Annotated in this window: 9 protein-coding genes; 5 read left to right on the forward strand and 4 right to left on the reverse strand. The window is 52.6% G+C overall.

Annotated elements, in window-relative coordinates; translation table 11 throughout:
* Nucleotides 1-4 precede the first annotated feature (4 nt).
* The 5 genes from treS to JI741_RS20645 are packed head-to-tail and all read left to right on the forward strand — an operon-like array spanning nt 5 to nt 9,231.
* Nucleotides 5-3,343 carry a maltose alpha-D-glucosyltransferase gene (gene treS, locus JI741_RS20625; RefSeq protein WP_202013008.1) on the forward strand — a complete coding sequence of 1,113 codons (3,339 nt, stop codon included), beginning with the start codon at nt 5-7 and terminating at the stop codon, nt 3,341-3,343.
* Nucleotides 3,344-3,376: 33 nt separating this feature from the next.
* Nucleotides 3,377-5,347, forward strand: coding sequence for a 1,4-alpha-glucan branching protein GlgB (glgB, locus tag JI741_RS20630; protein WP_202013009.1), 1,971 nt, complete (start codon nt 3,377-3,379; stop codon nt 5,345-5,347).
* 32 nt (nt 5,348-5,379) lie between these two features.
* Nucleotides 5,380-7,773, forward strand: a complete 2,394-nt coding sequence (locus tag JI741_RS20635; protein WP_202013011.1) for a DUF3536 domain-containing protein — start codon at nt 5,380-5,382, stop codon at nt 7,771-7,773.
* A 44-nt stretch (nt 7,774-7,817) separates the two neighbouring features.
* A complete protein-coding gene (locus JI741_RS20640; RefSeq protein WP_202013012.1) occupies nt 7,818-8,393 on the forward strand; it encodes a hypothetical protein in 576 nt (191 codons plus the stop codon).
* Nucleotides 8,374-9,231 (forward strand): HTTM domain-containing protein, encoded by an 858-nt coding sequence (locus JI741_RS20645; protein WP_202013013.1) that lies wholly within the window; start codon nt 8,374-8,376, stop codon nt 9,229-9,231. The genes JI741_RS20640 and JI741_RS20645 overlap by 20 nt, the downstream gene beginning before the upstream one ends.
* Here JI741_RS20645 and JI741_RS20650 read toward each other — a convergent pair.
* The 4 genes from JI741_RS20650 to JI741_RS20665 all read right to left on the reverse strand — a co-directional run bounded on the left by JI741_RS20650 (nt 9,221) and on the right by JI741_RS20665 (nt 15,322).
* The gene (locus JI741_RS20650; protein WP_202013015.1) at nt 9,221-10,219 is read right to left on the reverse strand and encodes an ROK family protein; all 999 of its coding nucleotides are present in this window, start codon (nt 10,217-10,219) and stop codon (nt 9,221-9,223) included. The genes JI741_RS20645 and JI741_RS20650 overlap by 11 nt on opposite strands.
* Before the next feature lie 27 nt (nt 10,220-10,246).
* Nucleotides 10,247-11,230, reverse strand: coding sequence for a 6-phosphofructokinase (gene pfkA, locus JI741_RS20655; RefSeq protein WP_202013017.1), 984 nt, complete (start codon nt 11,228-11,230; stop codon nt 10,247-10,249).
* Nucleotides 11,231-11,289: 59 nt separating this feature from the next.
* On the reverse strand, nt 11,290-12,942 hold the full coding sequence (pgi, locus tag JI741_RS20660) for a glucose-6-phosphate isomerase (RefSeq protein WP_202013019.1): 1,653 nt from the start codon (nt 12,940-12,942) through the stop codon (nt 11,290-11,292).
* A 67-nt stretch (nt 12,943-13,009) separates the two neighbouring features.
* Nucleotides 13,010-15,322 carry a Tex family protein gene (locus JI741_RS20665; RefSeq protein ID WP_202013020.1) on the reverse strand — a complete coding sequence of 771 codons (2,313 nt, stop codon included), beginning with the start codon at nt 15,320-15,322 and terminating at the stop codon, nt 13,010-13,012.
* Nucleotides 15,323-15,380: the final 58 nt, after the last annotated feature.

Genomic DNA, 15,380 nt, shown 5'->3' on the forward strand with positions numbered 1-15,380 from the left:
TCGCATGAGCAATCCTCTCAAGAACAACGATGCGCTTTGGTTTAAAGATGCCATCATCTACGAAATCTCTGTTCGTGCCTTTTTCGACAGCAATGCCGATGGCATCGGCGACTTCCAGGGCATCATTCAAAAGCTCGACTACCTCGAAGACCTCGGCATCAACACGCTGTGGCTGCTGCCATTCTATCCATCGCCGCTGAAAGACGACGGGTTCGACGTGATTGATCACTGCGACGTGCACCCCGACTATGGCACGCTGGCCGACTTCAAACAATTTTTGAAGGAAGCACACCGTCGCGGCATCCGGGTGATTACAGAGTTGATCCTGAACCACACATCCGACCAGCATCCCTGGTTTAAGCGCTCACGCAAGGCCAAGGCAAACTCGCGCTACCGCGACCTCTACGTGTGGAACGACACGGCAGAAAAATACAAAGAAGCCCGTGTCATGTTCACCACCGAAGAGTCGACCAACTGGACGTGGGACTCCGAGGCCAAAGCCTACTACTGGCATCGTTTCTATCGCCACCAACCGGAGCTGAACTTCGAGAACCCCGAGGTGCAGTTGGAGATGATCAAGATTGTGGACTTCTGGATGAAGATCGGCGTGGATGGTTTCCGCCTTCCGTCTGTGCCCTTTCTCTTCGAAGAAGACGGCACCAGCTGCGAGAATCTTCCCCAGACCCACGTGTTTCTGAAACGCCTTCGGGCGCACATCGACAAACACTATAAAAACCGCATACTCATTGCCGAAGCCAACCTCTGGCCCGAAGACGCCGCCACTTATTTTGGCGACAACGACGAGTGCCACATGAACTTCCACTATCCGCTGATGCCACGCATGTTTCTGGCGCTGCGCACAGAAGATAGCTATCCTATCATCGACATCATTGAACAAACACCGGCAACCCCTGTGAGCAGTCAATGGGCGGTGTTTCTCCGGAACCACGACGAGCTTGGTTTGGAAATGGTGACGGAGGAAGAGAAGGATTATCTCTTCAAAGCCTACGCCAATGACGCAAACACAAAATTCAACGTAGGCATTCGCCGCAGGCTAGCGCCACTGCTGAACAACGACCGGCGCAAGTCGGAGCTGTTGCACTCGATACTCTTCTCGCTGCCGGGTACACCGGTGCTCTACTACGGCGACGAGATTGGAATGGGCGACAACGTGTATCTGGGCGACCGCTTTGGCGTGCGCACACCCATGCAGTGGAACATGAACCTGAATGCAGGCTTCTCCACAGCAAACCCGCAGCGTCTTTATCTCCCCATCATCACCGACCCGTCATACCGCCACGAATCGGTTAACGTGGCTACGCAGGAAGAAAATCCATCGTCGTTTTTGTGGTGGATGAAAAACATCATGGCCATGCGCAAGCGCCTGAACATTTTTGGCCGCGGCGAAATGAAATTTATCGAGAGCACCAACGCCAAAGTGCTTTCGTTTGTGCGCACCTTCGAAAAAAACAGGATCATCGTGGTGGCCAACCTCTCGCAGTTCTCGCAGGCCACAACGCTCAACCTGGGCGAATACAAAGGCTGCGACATCACCGAGGTGTTCAGTCAGAACCGTTTCATGAGTGTTGACGAAGGCGACTATTCCATCACCATCGGCCCCTATGGCTACTTCTGGTTTCAGGTGGACACTGCCGAGAAGAAAGAAAAATCGGAAGCCAGCGGTGAACTGCCATTGGTGAAAACCGAAGTGTCGTGGGAAAAACTTTTCGACAACTACAACGAAGTGCGGGTGCTGGAGCGCAAGATTCTGCCGCCGTTCATGAAGAAATGTCGCTGGTTTGGAGGCAAGGCCAAAGTGGTGAGCAAAGTGAGCATCAACAAAACCATTGCCCTGAAAGTGGAAGGCGACACACACTTCCTCACCGTGCTGGAAGTGCACTATGTGCAACGCCTGCCCGAGTTCTACTTCCTGCCGTTGACCTTCCTGCCATCCGACAGTATCCTGGAACGTGTGGAGTACACCGTGCAAAGTGTAGTGTGTCGTGCCGAAATTCAAGGCAAGGCCGGCTTCATCATGGACAGCAGCTACGACAAGGTGTTCCGCGACTTCCTGTTTGTGAGCATGGAGAAAGAAACCAAAGTGCGCGACGACGAAGGCGGAACGTTGGAATTCAATTCGAGCGTGTTTGCAAAAATCGATGTCAGCAAAGACGTTGACTCGAAGATCCTGAAGTCTGACCAGAGCAACACAGCCATCATTTATAACGACCAGTACTTCTTCAAATTCTATCGCAAGCTGGAGAAGGAAATGAATCCCGAGCTGGAAATTGTGCGCTTCCTTTCCGAGCACACCACCTTCCAGAATTCGCCGCGCTATGCGGGAAGCATTGAATATCACGACAGCGACAACAACGTGACGGTGTTTGGCCTGTTGCAGGAGAAAGTAGAAAACCAGGGTGAAGCGTGGACCATGTCCGTCGATTCGGTAGGACGTTTCTATGAACGTGTGATGGCCAAAGCCAAGTCGGTGAAATTGCCGAAGCTGGAAAATCGCTCGTCCATCAAGTTTGAAGAAGCACCGGAAGTGATACAGGAATTTATCGGCCGCGGATTCTACGAGCGCATCGTCCGTCTGGGACAACGCACGGCGGAGATGCACATTGCGCTGGCATCCGATCAATCGAACCCCGCCTTTGCACCCGAAACGTTCACACCCAACTATCAGCGTTCTATGTATTCGTCGCTGCGCAAGCTGGTGCGCGATCGTTTCAACCTGTTGGAAACAACACTGTCGAAACTGCCTCCCGAAGTGCAGGACATTGCTAAAAAGGTATTGGCGCTGGAAGACAAGATACTCGAGTGCTTCAGCGAAGTGTATCAGATAAAAATCAAAGCCATCAAAACCCGTATCCACGGCGACTTCCACATGGGGCAGGTGTTGTTCACCGGCAAAGATTTTGTGATCATCGACTTTGAAGGAGAGCCCGGATTTTCGTTTAGCGAACGTCGTCTCAAGAAGAACCCGTTGAAGGATGTGGCGGGCATGATGCGTTCCATACACTATGCCGCTTTTGGAAAAATATTGCTCAACGAAAACTACCGCGACCGCGACCTGGAGTTCCTCGAATCGTGGGCCGAGCAATGGCAGCACTATGTGGGCCGCTTCTACCTGGGCGCCTACATGGAGCGCATGGGCATGGGCACCACGCTGTCGCAGGAAGATGACGTGCTTATTCGTACCTTCCTGCTAGAGAAGGCGGTCTATGAACTGGGCTATGAGTTGAACGGCCGTCCCGACTGGACCATCATACCGCTGCGCGGAATTTATTATCACATGAAACGCTACCAGGAAGAGAAAGAAGAACGGAAGAAGAAAGGATAAAACAACCACCACGACGTCTGAACCCAACCCATCATGTCAAAAAAAACAAAGACCCCTGACCCTATACCCGCAAGCTTTTCACTGCTCACCGAGTTCGATGTGCACCTGTTTAAAACCGGCAAGCACTACAAGCTCTACGACAAGCTGGGCGCACATCGCGTCAGCCACGAAGGGCAGGAGGGAACCTACTTTGCCGTGTGGGCACCAAACGCCGTAGCCATCTCGGTCATCGGCAACTTCAACGCCTGGAAAGACGGACAACACAAATTGTTTGCACGTTGGGATGAGTCAGGCATTTGGGAAGGATTCTTCAGCGACATCAGTCACGGCGAGGCCTACAAGTATGCCATTCATTCCAACAGTGGCGAGTATCTGGAAAAGGCCGATCCCTTCGCCACGTTTGCCGAGATGCCACCCATGACGGCCAGCATTGTGTGGGCACCCAAGTTTGAGTGGAAAGACGAAACCTGGCTGAACGAACGCAAAGCCAGCGCAGGAAAACCAAAGCCTTATTCGGTCTATGAAGTTCACTATGGATCGTGGCGCCGAAAAATTGAAGAAGGCGACCGTTCGCTCACATACCCCGAGATGGCCATAGAACTGGTGAACTATGTGAAGGACATGCAATTCACACACGTTGAATTTCTGCCGTTGATGGAGCACCCGTTCTATGGCTCGTGGGGCTACCAACTGACGGGCTACTTCGCGCCAACGAGCCGCTATGGAAGCCCCGAAGATTTTATGTACCTCATTGACAGTTTTCACCGAGCCGACATCGGCGTGTTGCTCGACTGGGTACCCTCGCATTTTCCGGGCGACGCACACGGCCTTTTCAACTTCGACGGCACACACCTCTACGAACATGCCGATCCGCGCAAAGGCTTTCACCCCGATTGGAAGAGCTATATTTTTAACTATGGCCGCAGCGAAGTGCGTTCGTTTCTCATCAGCAACGCCGTGTACTGGCTCGACAAATTTCACATCGACGGTCTGCGTGTAGACGCCGTGGCGTCGATGCTTTACCTGGACTATTCGCGCAAAGCCGGCGAGTGGATCCCCAACGATCATGGTGGCAACGAAAACATTGAAGCCATCACGTTCCTGAAAGAAATGAACGAAGTGGTGTATGCCGCTTTCCCCGACGCTGTGACCATCGCCGAAGAATCGACCTCCTGGACCGGCGTGTCGCGTCCCACCTACATTGGCGGATTGGGCTTTGGCCAGAAGTGGATGATGGGCTGGATGCACGACACGTTGCAGTATTTCAAACACGAACCCATTCACCGGAAATATCACCAGAACGAGATCACGTTCAGCATCATGTATGCGTTCACCGAAAACTTTATGCTGCCCCTGTCGCACGACGAGGTGGTGCACGGCAAGGGATCGCTCATTGGCCGCATGCCCGGCGACGAATGGCAACGGTTTGCCAACCTGCGTCTGATGTTCACCTACATGTTTGCCCACCCGGGAACAAAGCTATTGTTCATGGGCGGCGAGTTCGCGCAATCGTCGGAATGGAATCACGAGAAAAGCCTCGACTGGCATTTACTGGCCTATGACGTGCACAAAGGAATCCAGCAATTGGTGCGCGATCTGAACCAGTTCTACCGAAACGAGCCGGCGCTCTACCAGCATCAATTCGAGCAAAAGGGATTTTCGTGGGTCGACTACGACGATCGCGAAAACAGCGTGATGGTGTTTCAACGGCAGGGCGAAGGCAAAGAAAACGTTCTCATTATCGTTTGCAATTTCACACCCGAGACACGCCGACACTATCGCGTAGGTGTTCCGTATCGCGGCAACTGGAAAGAAGTGTTTAATTCCGATCAGAAAAAGTATGCCGGTAGCGGAGTGCTCAACGAAGGTACATTGCTGACTTCTCCCGTAAAATATCATGGTAGGGATTATTCGATTTCATTAACTTTACCTCCGCTGGGAATTTCTATATTGCGATTGGAGAAAGAAATTTCAGAATTTGATCTGAACGATCTGGGAACCTAGCAGTCGTCCGTCTATACCAAATTTGAACCTGTTTGGAAAAGTATATATGCATCCATGGGCATTTCTATCAGCCGCCGCGCGAGAATGCCTGGCTTGAAGTAATTGAAGTTCAAGACTCGGCCCATCCGTATCACGATTGGAACGAGCGCATCACGGCCGAGTGTTATGCCCCCAACACGGCATCGCGCATTCTCAACGAGAAGGCCGTCATCAAGAACATCATCAACAACTACTCGCGGCTCAGTTTCAACTATGGCCCCACGCTGCTCTCGTGGATGCAAACCAGCGATCCGGAAACGTATGCGGCCATCATTGACGCCGACAAGGAGAGTGTAAAACATTTCAGTGGACACGGATCTGCCATCGCGCAAGTCTACAACCACATGATCCTGCCGCTCGCCAACACCCGCGACAAGGAAACACAAATCATCTGGGGCATCCGCGATTTTGAATATCGTTTTCACCGGAAACCCGAAGGCATGTGGCTGGCCGAAACAGCAGTCGACATCGAGTCGCTGGAACTGCTGGCCAAGCACGACATCAAATTCACCATCCTGGCCCCACGACAGGCAAAGGCCATCCGCAAAATAAAAGACGTTGAGTGGACTTCGGTCGACAACTCAACACTGGACACACGCCGTCCCTACAAATGCAATTTGCCCTCGGGAAAAAGCATCGCGCTGTTTTTCTACGACGGCGACATCGCCCAGGGCGTGGCCTTCAACGGCCTGCTGAACGACGGCAAAAAATTCGCACACCGCCTTCTCGACGGCTTCGATCAGGCCCCAGAAGAACCTCAGCTGGTGCACGTGGCCACCGACGGAGAAACCTATGGTCACCACCACAAGCATGGTGAAATGGCCCTGGCGTTTTGCCTCGACTACATTGAGCGCCACAAACATTCGCACCTCACTAACTATGCTGAATTCCTTGCGAAATTTCCGCCGACCTATGAGGCCGAGATTCACGAGAACAGTTCGTGGAGCTGTGTGCACGGCATCGAGCGCTGGCGCAACAACTGCGGTTGCAGCGGCGGCACACCCGATTGGCACCAGCAGTGGCGCAAGCCCCTTCGCGAAACACTCGACTGGCTTCGCGACGAGTTGGCCAAAGTATATGAAGCCGAAGCGTCCAAAATTCTGAAAGATCCCTGGAAGGCGCGGGAAGACTACATCGGCGTGATTCTCCGCCGCACCGACGACACGATTCTGAAATTTCTGAAAGACCATTGCATCCAGGATGTGGAGCACAATCGTGTGTTCCGCATGATGGAAGTGCAACGCAACGCCATGCTGATGTATACCAGCTGTGGTTGGTTCTTCGACGAGATATCGGGCATTGAAACGACGCAGATCATGCAGTACGCCTGTCGTGCCATGCAGCTGGTGAGCCAGATTGTGGAAGTGAATCTGGAAAAAGAATTTTTGCAACGCATGCAAGCTGCGCCCAGCAACCTGCCTGCGCTGGAGAATGGAGCGGAGGTCTATCGAAAGTTTGTGTTGCCCTCCAAAACCAACCTGCAACGCGTGGGCATGCACTATGCCGTGGCATCTATTTTTGAAGAAGATCCAGAGTCGTTTCCGGTATTTAACTACACCACGCACAACGACGTGTTTATCCGCAAGGAAGCGGGCGAGCAGAAACTTGTGCTGGGCATCACCAAAGTGCGCTCGAATGTGACGCGCTCGGAAAAGAAATTTGCCTTCGCCGTAATCTACATGGGCCAGCACAACATCATTGGCAACATCTCCATCGACATGGAAGAAGACAAGTTTGCCAGCATGCAGGTGCGCATGATCGATGCTTTTGAAGAAGCCCGCCTGGGCGACATCATTGGCTTGATGCAAACCTACTTTGGTCCCGACAAATACACCATCTGGCAACTCTTCCAGGACGAAAAACGCAAGGTGTTCAACCTCATCACGTATCAAAGCATGCGTGATCTTGAGAACTCCCTGCGACGCATCTACAACCGCGACTATCCGCTGGTGATGGCGCTGGCCAACAACGACGCGCCTATACCCAATGCCTATCGCACCACGTTTGAATACATCCTCAACGCCGACCTCACACGCAGCTTCGAATCCGAACGCATCAACGTGCGCCAGGTAGAGCGCATCATGAACGAGCTGGTGCAATGGAAACTTCACATCGAAGACACCGGAAAGGTGGAGCGTCTGGCGGGCGAGAGCGTGTTCAAGGAAGTGAAACGCATCAGCGCCGAGGGCGACAACTACAAACGCATCGAGAAGCTAAACCGGTTGTTCCCGCTCTTGCGGAAATTCGACCTCAAGCCCAACCTGTATAAGAGCCAGAACCTTTACTTCGAGATCTCCGTCCGCAATCGTGAACACGACGGGCATTCGGCAGAGTGGATCAAACAATTCAATTTGCTGGGCGAAAACCTCAGCGTGAAGCTGGAATAAGAAACCGCCGTCAAATCGGGGTGTCGGCGTAAACACAATCCAACATGGGAAACCCGCCGGAAAAAAGTGCACAACAAAAACGAAGCCTGGGCTTGGTTGTGCTGTTGCTGCTGGGCGTTCATGTGTTGCTTTCGGCTATCGCATTTTGGGGGCCACCATCGCTGGTCTATTCCAATCCTATCACATCACGCTATCGCCAATTGGTGGTGATCGGTCCGTTCTTCCGCACATCGGCTATCCAAACCTCGGCCCACCTGGCCGTGCGTTTCAAGACGGCAGGTACATGGTCGGCCTTCAAAGACTATTCAGGCGAAGCCCTCCTGGAATACAACCGTCATCCATGGCGCTACGACAAGCTGAAGCTCATGGACTATGAACACTATCTGCTCCGCAGCATCGGCAAAATCAACAACAGACAACTGACACCGGCGGCGGCCGCGTCCCGAGTATTTCAGGAGCTGAACCAGCTGGTGTTACAGGAATACATTCAACAGCCCATCGACTCGATTGAACTGGTGAACACCCAGGCCACATATCAACCCGAAACCAACACACACCTACGCGACACCATTTTTATGCACCGCTATAACCCCAACGCCGTTGCACGCCCTAAGAACTAAAATAGCGATCTGGGGCGAAGCGCTGACGGGAAGCATACGCGAGCCGAAAGCCACGATGTGGTTTGTGAAGTCACTGGTGGGCTATGCGCTTCTCAAACTCATTTTTCTCTGGCCCGCGGCAGCGGTCATGCTCCGCTATCACACGCTCACATTGCCACGGTCATGGGCGGGAAAGCTAATACTCGCTCCGGCGGTGGTGGCCAACCTAAACGTGCACGTGTTCTTTGCGTCGGTAATCGCCTTTCTGGCTGTGATGCTTTTTGTGCGGGTAAACTTCCGGCTCAACCTGGTGTTCTTCTGGCTCATGGTGAACCTCTATGTGGTGAACCTGCCCAGCGGCAACGGCTCCGACCTGGTGCTACTCATGCTGAGCTTCTGGTGCATCCTCATCGACGACCTGCGGCAGGGTAGAGGCGACGACGCGTTGGCCACTACCGCGCACAACGTCGGGCGTTTGCTTTGCCAGTTGCAAATCGTGATGCTCTACGCTGTTTCGGGGTGGGACAAACTGATGAGCGAAAGCTGGCGAACCGGCGAGGCCTGGGCCTACATCCGAAACCTGGATGTATTGGCCAACACATACCTGCACGGACTGCTGCAAGGGCCTACACTGAACGTTCTGTTTGCGTGGAGCACCATTGCCTTCGAATGCCTGTTCGTGGTGCTGGTGTGGTTTAAACGCACGCGCTTGCCCATGCTGTTTGTGGGCACGGTTATTCACCTCGGGATATGGATTCTCCTGAGCCTGCCCGACTTCGGGCTGGTGATGATTGTGAGTTACGTTGTCTTCTTAAAAGACGAAGATGTTGCCCGCTTGCGCGGATGGATCAGGCGATAGCTTCTTCGGTCAGCTGCGTGTTGTTGTGCGCGTTGTCGAGGTAGTTCCACACCAGGCTGCTGGCCCCAATGATGGGGGCGGCCTGATTCTGAAGTCCCGACGGGAGCACTTTCACTTTGCCTCTGAACAAGGGCATCAGGTTCGCCTCCATGTGTTTGATGGTAGGCTTAAAGATGAGGTCGCCGGCCAGTGACAAACCGCCAAACAGGAAGATGGCTTCCGGGTCGGTGTGCACTACGGTTTCGGCAAGTTTCATTCCGAGTATTCTTCCGGTGTATTCAAAAGCAGCCAGGGCAACAACGTCGCCACGAACAGCCGCTTCCGTAATCATTTTAGTAGTGAGGTTGTCGAAGCTGATGCCGCGCAGTTCGCTGGGCTCAAGGTGATCGGCCAACAGTTTATAGACGGTGCGCTTAATGCCGGTAGCCGACACGTAGGTTTCGAGACAGCCGCGTTTGCCACAGTTGCAGAAACGTCCGGCAGGGTTCACCGAGGTGTGACCCACTTCGCCGGCAATGCCGTGCTTGCCATTGAGCAATTGTCCATTGGCAACAAAGCCGCTGCCCAAACCGGTGCCCAGGGTGATCACCACAAAATCTTTCATGCCTTTGGCGGCGCCGTATACCATTTCGCCCACAGCCGCAGCGTTGGCGTCGTTGGTCACAATGGCGGGAAGATCAAATTCTTCACGGAACATATCGGCCAACGGAATGATGCCCTTCCACGGAAGGTTGGTGGCGCGTTCGATCGTGCCTTTATAGTAGTTGCCGTTCGCAGCGCCGACACCCACACCCAGCACTTTGTGTTCGCCGGGTATGGCCGCGATTTCTTTCCGCAGCGCTTCTGCAAGCCCGAGAAAATAGTCTTTGAATTCTTTATACTGTGTGGTGGAAATGCTTCCCTGGGAAATCACGTTTCCGGTTCTGTCCACGATACCGTATTTGGTGTTGGTTCCCCCGATATCGATGCCGATAGTAAGCTCTCTCATAAATAACTGTTTTAGAAGATAAAGAAACTATATGGAAAGAATTTTAGCGATGCGAAGCGACTCACTGTCGATTTCATGAATCTTCGACATGATGTCGTCAAACTTATTGTAGACGATCTTCCGGTCGCGTGTGCCCACCATCACATCGTTTTTGCCATTCAGCAATCCTTCAACAGCACCCACACCCATGTGTGAGGCGAGTACACGATCAAAGTAGGTTGGCGCTCCACCACGTTGCAGGTGGCCCAGCACAGTCACTTTGATGTCGAAGTAAGATGAACGCTCTTTCACGAGTTTTGCAAGCGTGTGCGCGTCGCCAATTTTCGATCCTTCTGCTACAACAACAAGATTTGATTTTTTATTCGTTTTGCCGCCTTCTTCGAGAAGCGCATAGAGCTCGTCGAAAGACGTTTCTTCTTCGGGGATGATAACCGCAGCAGCGCCGCCGGCAATGCCACTGTTGATGGCGATGTAGCCGGAATGTCGGCCCATCACTTCGATGAAGAAAAGACGGTTATGAGAGAGGGCTGTGTCGCGAATTCTGTCGATGGCTTCCACGGCGGTGTTGGTGGCCGTGTCGTAGCCAATCGTGTAGTCTGTGCCGGCCAAATCGTTGTCGATCGTGCCGGGGATGCAGATGGAAGGAACGCCAAACTCTTCAAAGAACTTGTGAAGACCGGTGAACGTACCATCTCCTCCAATGGCAATGAGCGCGTCAATGCCTTGTTTCTTTATCTGGTCGTAGGCCTTCTTTCTGCCTTCGGGAGTTCTGAATTCCTTGCTGCGTGCCGATTTGAGAATGGTGCCGCCGCGCTGAAGAATGTTTCCTACGGAGCGAGCGTCGAGTTTAATAAAATCTCCCTCAATCATCCCCTCATACCCGCGCATAACGCCCAGGCAACTCTTATTGTAATACGTACACGTTCTCACGACGGCACGGATGGCTGCATTCATACCTGGAGCATCGCCACCCGATGTAAACACTCCAATTTTCGAAATTTTATTCTCCATTCAAGTTTAAAATCCAACAAAAATAATGGACAGACTGTACTTTACAATCAACAATTTAATCAAATGGACTTCAACCGTTTGAAATAGTTAATTAGGCCGTTTGTGGATGAATCGTGCGACGTAATTTCTTCTTTCGCGGTGAGTTCCGGCAAAATTTTCTTGGCGAGTACTTTGCCAAGCTCCACACCCCACTGATCGAAACTGAAAATGTTCCAGATCACACCTTGTGTGAAGATCTTATGCTCATACATGGCAATGAGGCTTCCCAGGGTCCGTGGCGTGAGTTGTTTGAAGAGGATGGAATTGGTTGGACGGTTGCCATCAAACACCCTGAAGGGTGTGTGGAAGGCTATGGCGTCCTTGCTCTGGCCTGCTGCCGTGAGTTCTTTCACCACCTCTTCTTCCGTCTTTCCTTTCATGAGCGCTTCGGTCTGCGCAAAGAAGTTAGACAACAGCTTGTCGTGATGATCGCCCAGCGGATTGTGGCTGATGGCCGGCGCAATAAAGTCGCAAGGCACAATTTTAGTGCCCTGGTGAATGAGTTGATAGAACGCGTGCTGTCCGTTTGTGCCGGGCTCACCCCAGATGAGGGGACCGGTTTGATACGTCACCGGATCGCCATCGCGGTCAATCGACTTTCCGTTGCTCTCCATATTGCCTTGCTGGAAATAGGCCGCAAAGCGATGCAGGTATTGATCGTAGGGGAGAATTGCTTCGGAGGCAGCACCAAAGAAGTTGTTGTGCCACACGCCGATCAGGGCCAGCAACACCGGGATATTTTTTTCGAACGGTTCGTTCTTGAAGTGATTGTCCATGGCATGCGCGCCATCCAGCAATTGCTCAAAATTTTCGAAGCCTATGGTGCAGATGATCGACAGGCCGATGGAAGACCACAGCGAGTAACGTCCGCCAACCCAATCCCAGAACACAAACATGTTTTCGGGAGCAATACCGAATTTGGTTACTTCGGTTGTGTTGGTCGACACGGCCACAAAGTGTTTGGCCACTTCGCCCTTGCCACCTGTTTTGTCGAGGAACCATGCACGCGCCGACTCGGCGTTGGTCATGGTTTCTTGTGTGGTGAATGTTTTAGAAGCAATGATGAACAACGTCGTTTCCGGATTCAGATGCTTCACGGTTTCCGCGATGTGTGTACCGTCTACGTTGGATACGAAGTGTGGTGTGATGGATTTCCAATAGGGGCGGAGTGCTTCCGTTACCATATAAGGACCAAGGTCGGAACCGCCGATGCCGATGTTCACGATGTCAGTGATGACCTTGCCCGAAAAACCTTTCCATTGGCCGCTCAGCAATTTGTCTGAGAAGCCTTTCATTTGCTGCAGCACGCGGTTCACTTCCGGCATCACATCTTCGCCGTCTACTAACACTGGCTTATTCGAGCGGTTACGCAACGCCACGTGAAGCACCGAACGGTCTTCGGTCTGATTGATCTTGTCGCCCCGGAACATCGCGTCGATAGCGTCGCGCAGTTCCACTTCGTTGGCCAGTTCGATGAGATCTTTGATGGTCTCACCAATCACAAGATTTTTGGAATAGTCCACCAGGATGTCTTCAAACTTCGCGTGAAGCGTTTCGAATCGTTGGGGATCTTCGGCAAACAGTTCGCGCAGGTGAGAGGCCTGCAGGGTCATGAATTGCATTTCCAGTTTTTGCCAGGCGGATGTTTGTGTCGGGTTGTGTTTGGGTAGCATAAGCCAATGTGTTCGTAAGTACTGCGAAGATAAAAATAATTGGTCCCCTTGCGGGGACCTTTGTGTTTTACTTTTTGAATTTGCTCACCAGCATGGCCAGCTTTTCTTCCATGCTCAACTCAGGCTCCTTGTCTTTTGGTTTTGCCTGTGGCCGGTCGTTGCCGGGACTGTTCCGTTTTCCTTTCGGCGCCGAAGACGATCCCGACGCTTTGGGCGCAGGTTCAGGTTGGCCAAACGGATCGCTCTTCATCGACAAGCCGATGCGCTTGCGCGGAACATCCACTTCCACCACGGTCACCATCACTTTTTGCTGAACGGTCACCACTTCCTTCGGGTCCTTCACAAACTTGTCGGCCAGGTGGCTGATGTGCACAAGACCATCCTGGTGAACGCCCACGTCCACAAATGCGCCAAAGGCTGTCACGTTGGTGACGATGCCCGGCAGGCGCATGCCCAGTTTCAGATCGCCGATGGAATTTACGCCGTCGGTGAAGCTGAACACTTCAAACTCTTTGCGCGGATCGCGTCCGGGTTTCTCAAGTTCTTTAATGATGTCGGTGAGGGTAGGGAGGCCCACTTTGTCCGTCACATATTTCTGTAGATCAAGTTGCTTGCGCAGGGCAGCACTTGTCATGAGGTCTTTCACACCACAGCCCAGGTCGGTGGCCATTTGTTGCACGATGGCATAACTCTCCGGGTGAACCGCGCTGGCATCGAGTGGGTTCTCGGCTTGTTGAATGCGCAAGAAGCCCGCCGCTTGTTCATATACTTTTTCGCCCAGTCGCGACACCTTCAGCAACGACTCGCGATCTTTGAACGGGCCATTCTGGTTTCGGAACTCTACAATATTTTTGGCCAGCGAAGAACTCAATCCGGAAACATACGACAGCAGCTCTTTGCTGGCCGTGTTCACTTCCACACCCACGGAGTTCACGCAGCTCATCACGGTGTCGTCAAGTCCGTTCTTCAATTTAGTCTGATCTACGTCGTGCTGGTATTGGCCAACGCCGATCGACTTGGCGTCGATCTTCACCAGCTCGGCCAACGGGTCCATTAGGCGCCGCCCGATAGAAACCGCGCCACGCACGGTCACATCCTTGTCGGGAAATTCTTCCCGCGCCACATCGGAAGCCGAATACACCGAGGCACCGCTTTCGTTCACCATCACAATGAGAATCTTGTTGTTGAGCCCGATGCCTTTCACAAATGCTTCGGTCTCTCTTCCGGCCGTGCCGTTGCCAATGGAGATGGCTTCAATATCAAACTTTTCGCACAGCGACTTGATGAGCGCCGCCGACTTCGCGCTTTCGCGTTGGGGTTCGTGCGGGTAGATCACATCGTTGTGCAACAATTTTCCCTGACGATCGAGGCACACCACTTTACATCCCGTTCTGAAACCGGGGTCGAGTGCGAGCACATTTTTTTGTCCGAGCGGGGCAGCCAGCAAAAGTTCTTTCAGGTTGTCGGCAAACACACGGATCGCTTCTTCGTCGGCCTTCATCTTTGATTCCATCCGGATTTCGGTTTCCAGCGAGGGGCGAAGCAGTCGCTTGTAGCTGTCTTTAACGGCAAGCTTCATCTGTTCGCCGGCAGCATTCTCGCTCTTCACAAACTGACGTTCGATGGAGGCGATTGCCATTTCTTCTTCGGGGAAAATATCAAGCGCCAGAATGCCTTCCTTCTCGCCGCGGCGCATAGCCAGCAGGCGGTGGGAGGGAGTTTTGGCAATGGGCTCTTTCCATTCGAAATAGTCTTTGTATTTCTGTCCTTCGTTTTCCTTGCCTTTCAGCAGGCGCGACTCCACAACGCCTTCGCTCCAGAACAATTCGCGAACACGTTTCCGTGTATCAGGGTTTTCACTGACCCATTCTGCAATGATGTCGCGCGCGCCATCCAGGGCTTCCTGAAAATCGGCCACACCTTTCTCGCTGTCCACAAACGTCTTGGCAAACTCGCTGACGTCGAACTTGTCTTGCTCCAGAATTTTCTGGGCCAACGGTTCGAGTCCTTTTTCCTTCGCCACACTGGCGCGTGTTTTTCGTTTTGGTTTGAACGGCAGGTAAATATCTTCCAGCTCCGCCAGGGTTTCTGCCGCCACAATGGACTGCATCAACTCAATGGTGAGTTTGCCTTGTTTCTCAATAGAGCTGATGATGGCTTCGCGTCGCTTGTCAAGTTCCTGCAACTGCTCCATCCGGTCGCGCACGTTGGCGATCATCACTTCATCCATACTACCGGTCATTTCCTTACGGTAGCGGGAGATGAATGGGATGGTCGCGCCCTCTTGCAAAAGCGTGGCCAACGCTTTCACGTATTTAAATTCCAGGGAAAATTCCTTGGCAATTTGTTCAACCCATCGGGTTATATTTTCTTGCTCCATAATTTTAAAGACAGGGTGGCAAAAATAGGATAAGGTTTAGAACCTGCAATAGTGTATT

Origin of the sequence: Chryseolinea lacunae, from assembly GCF_016735595.1 — a bacterium.
Classification (GTDB): domain Bacteria; phylum Bacteroidota; class Bacteroidia; order Cytophagales; family Cyclobacteriaceae; genus Chryseolinea; species Chryseolinea lacunae.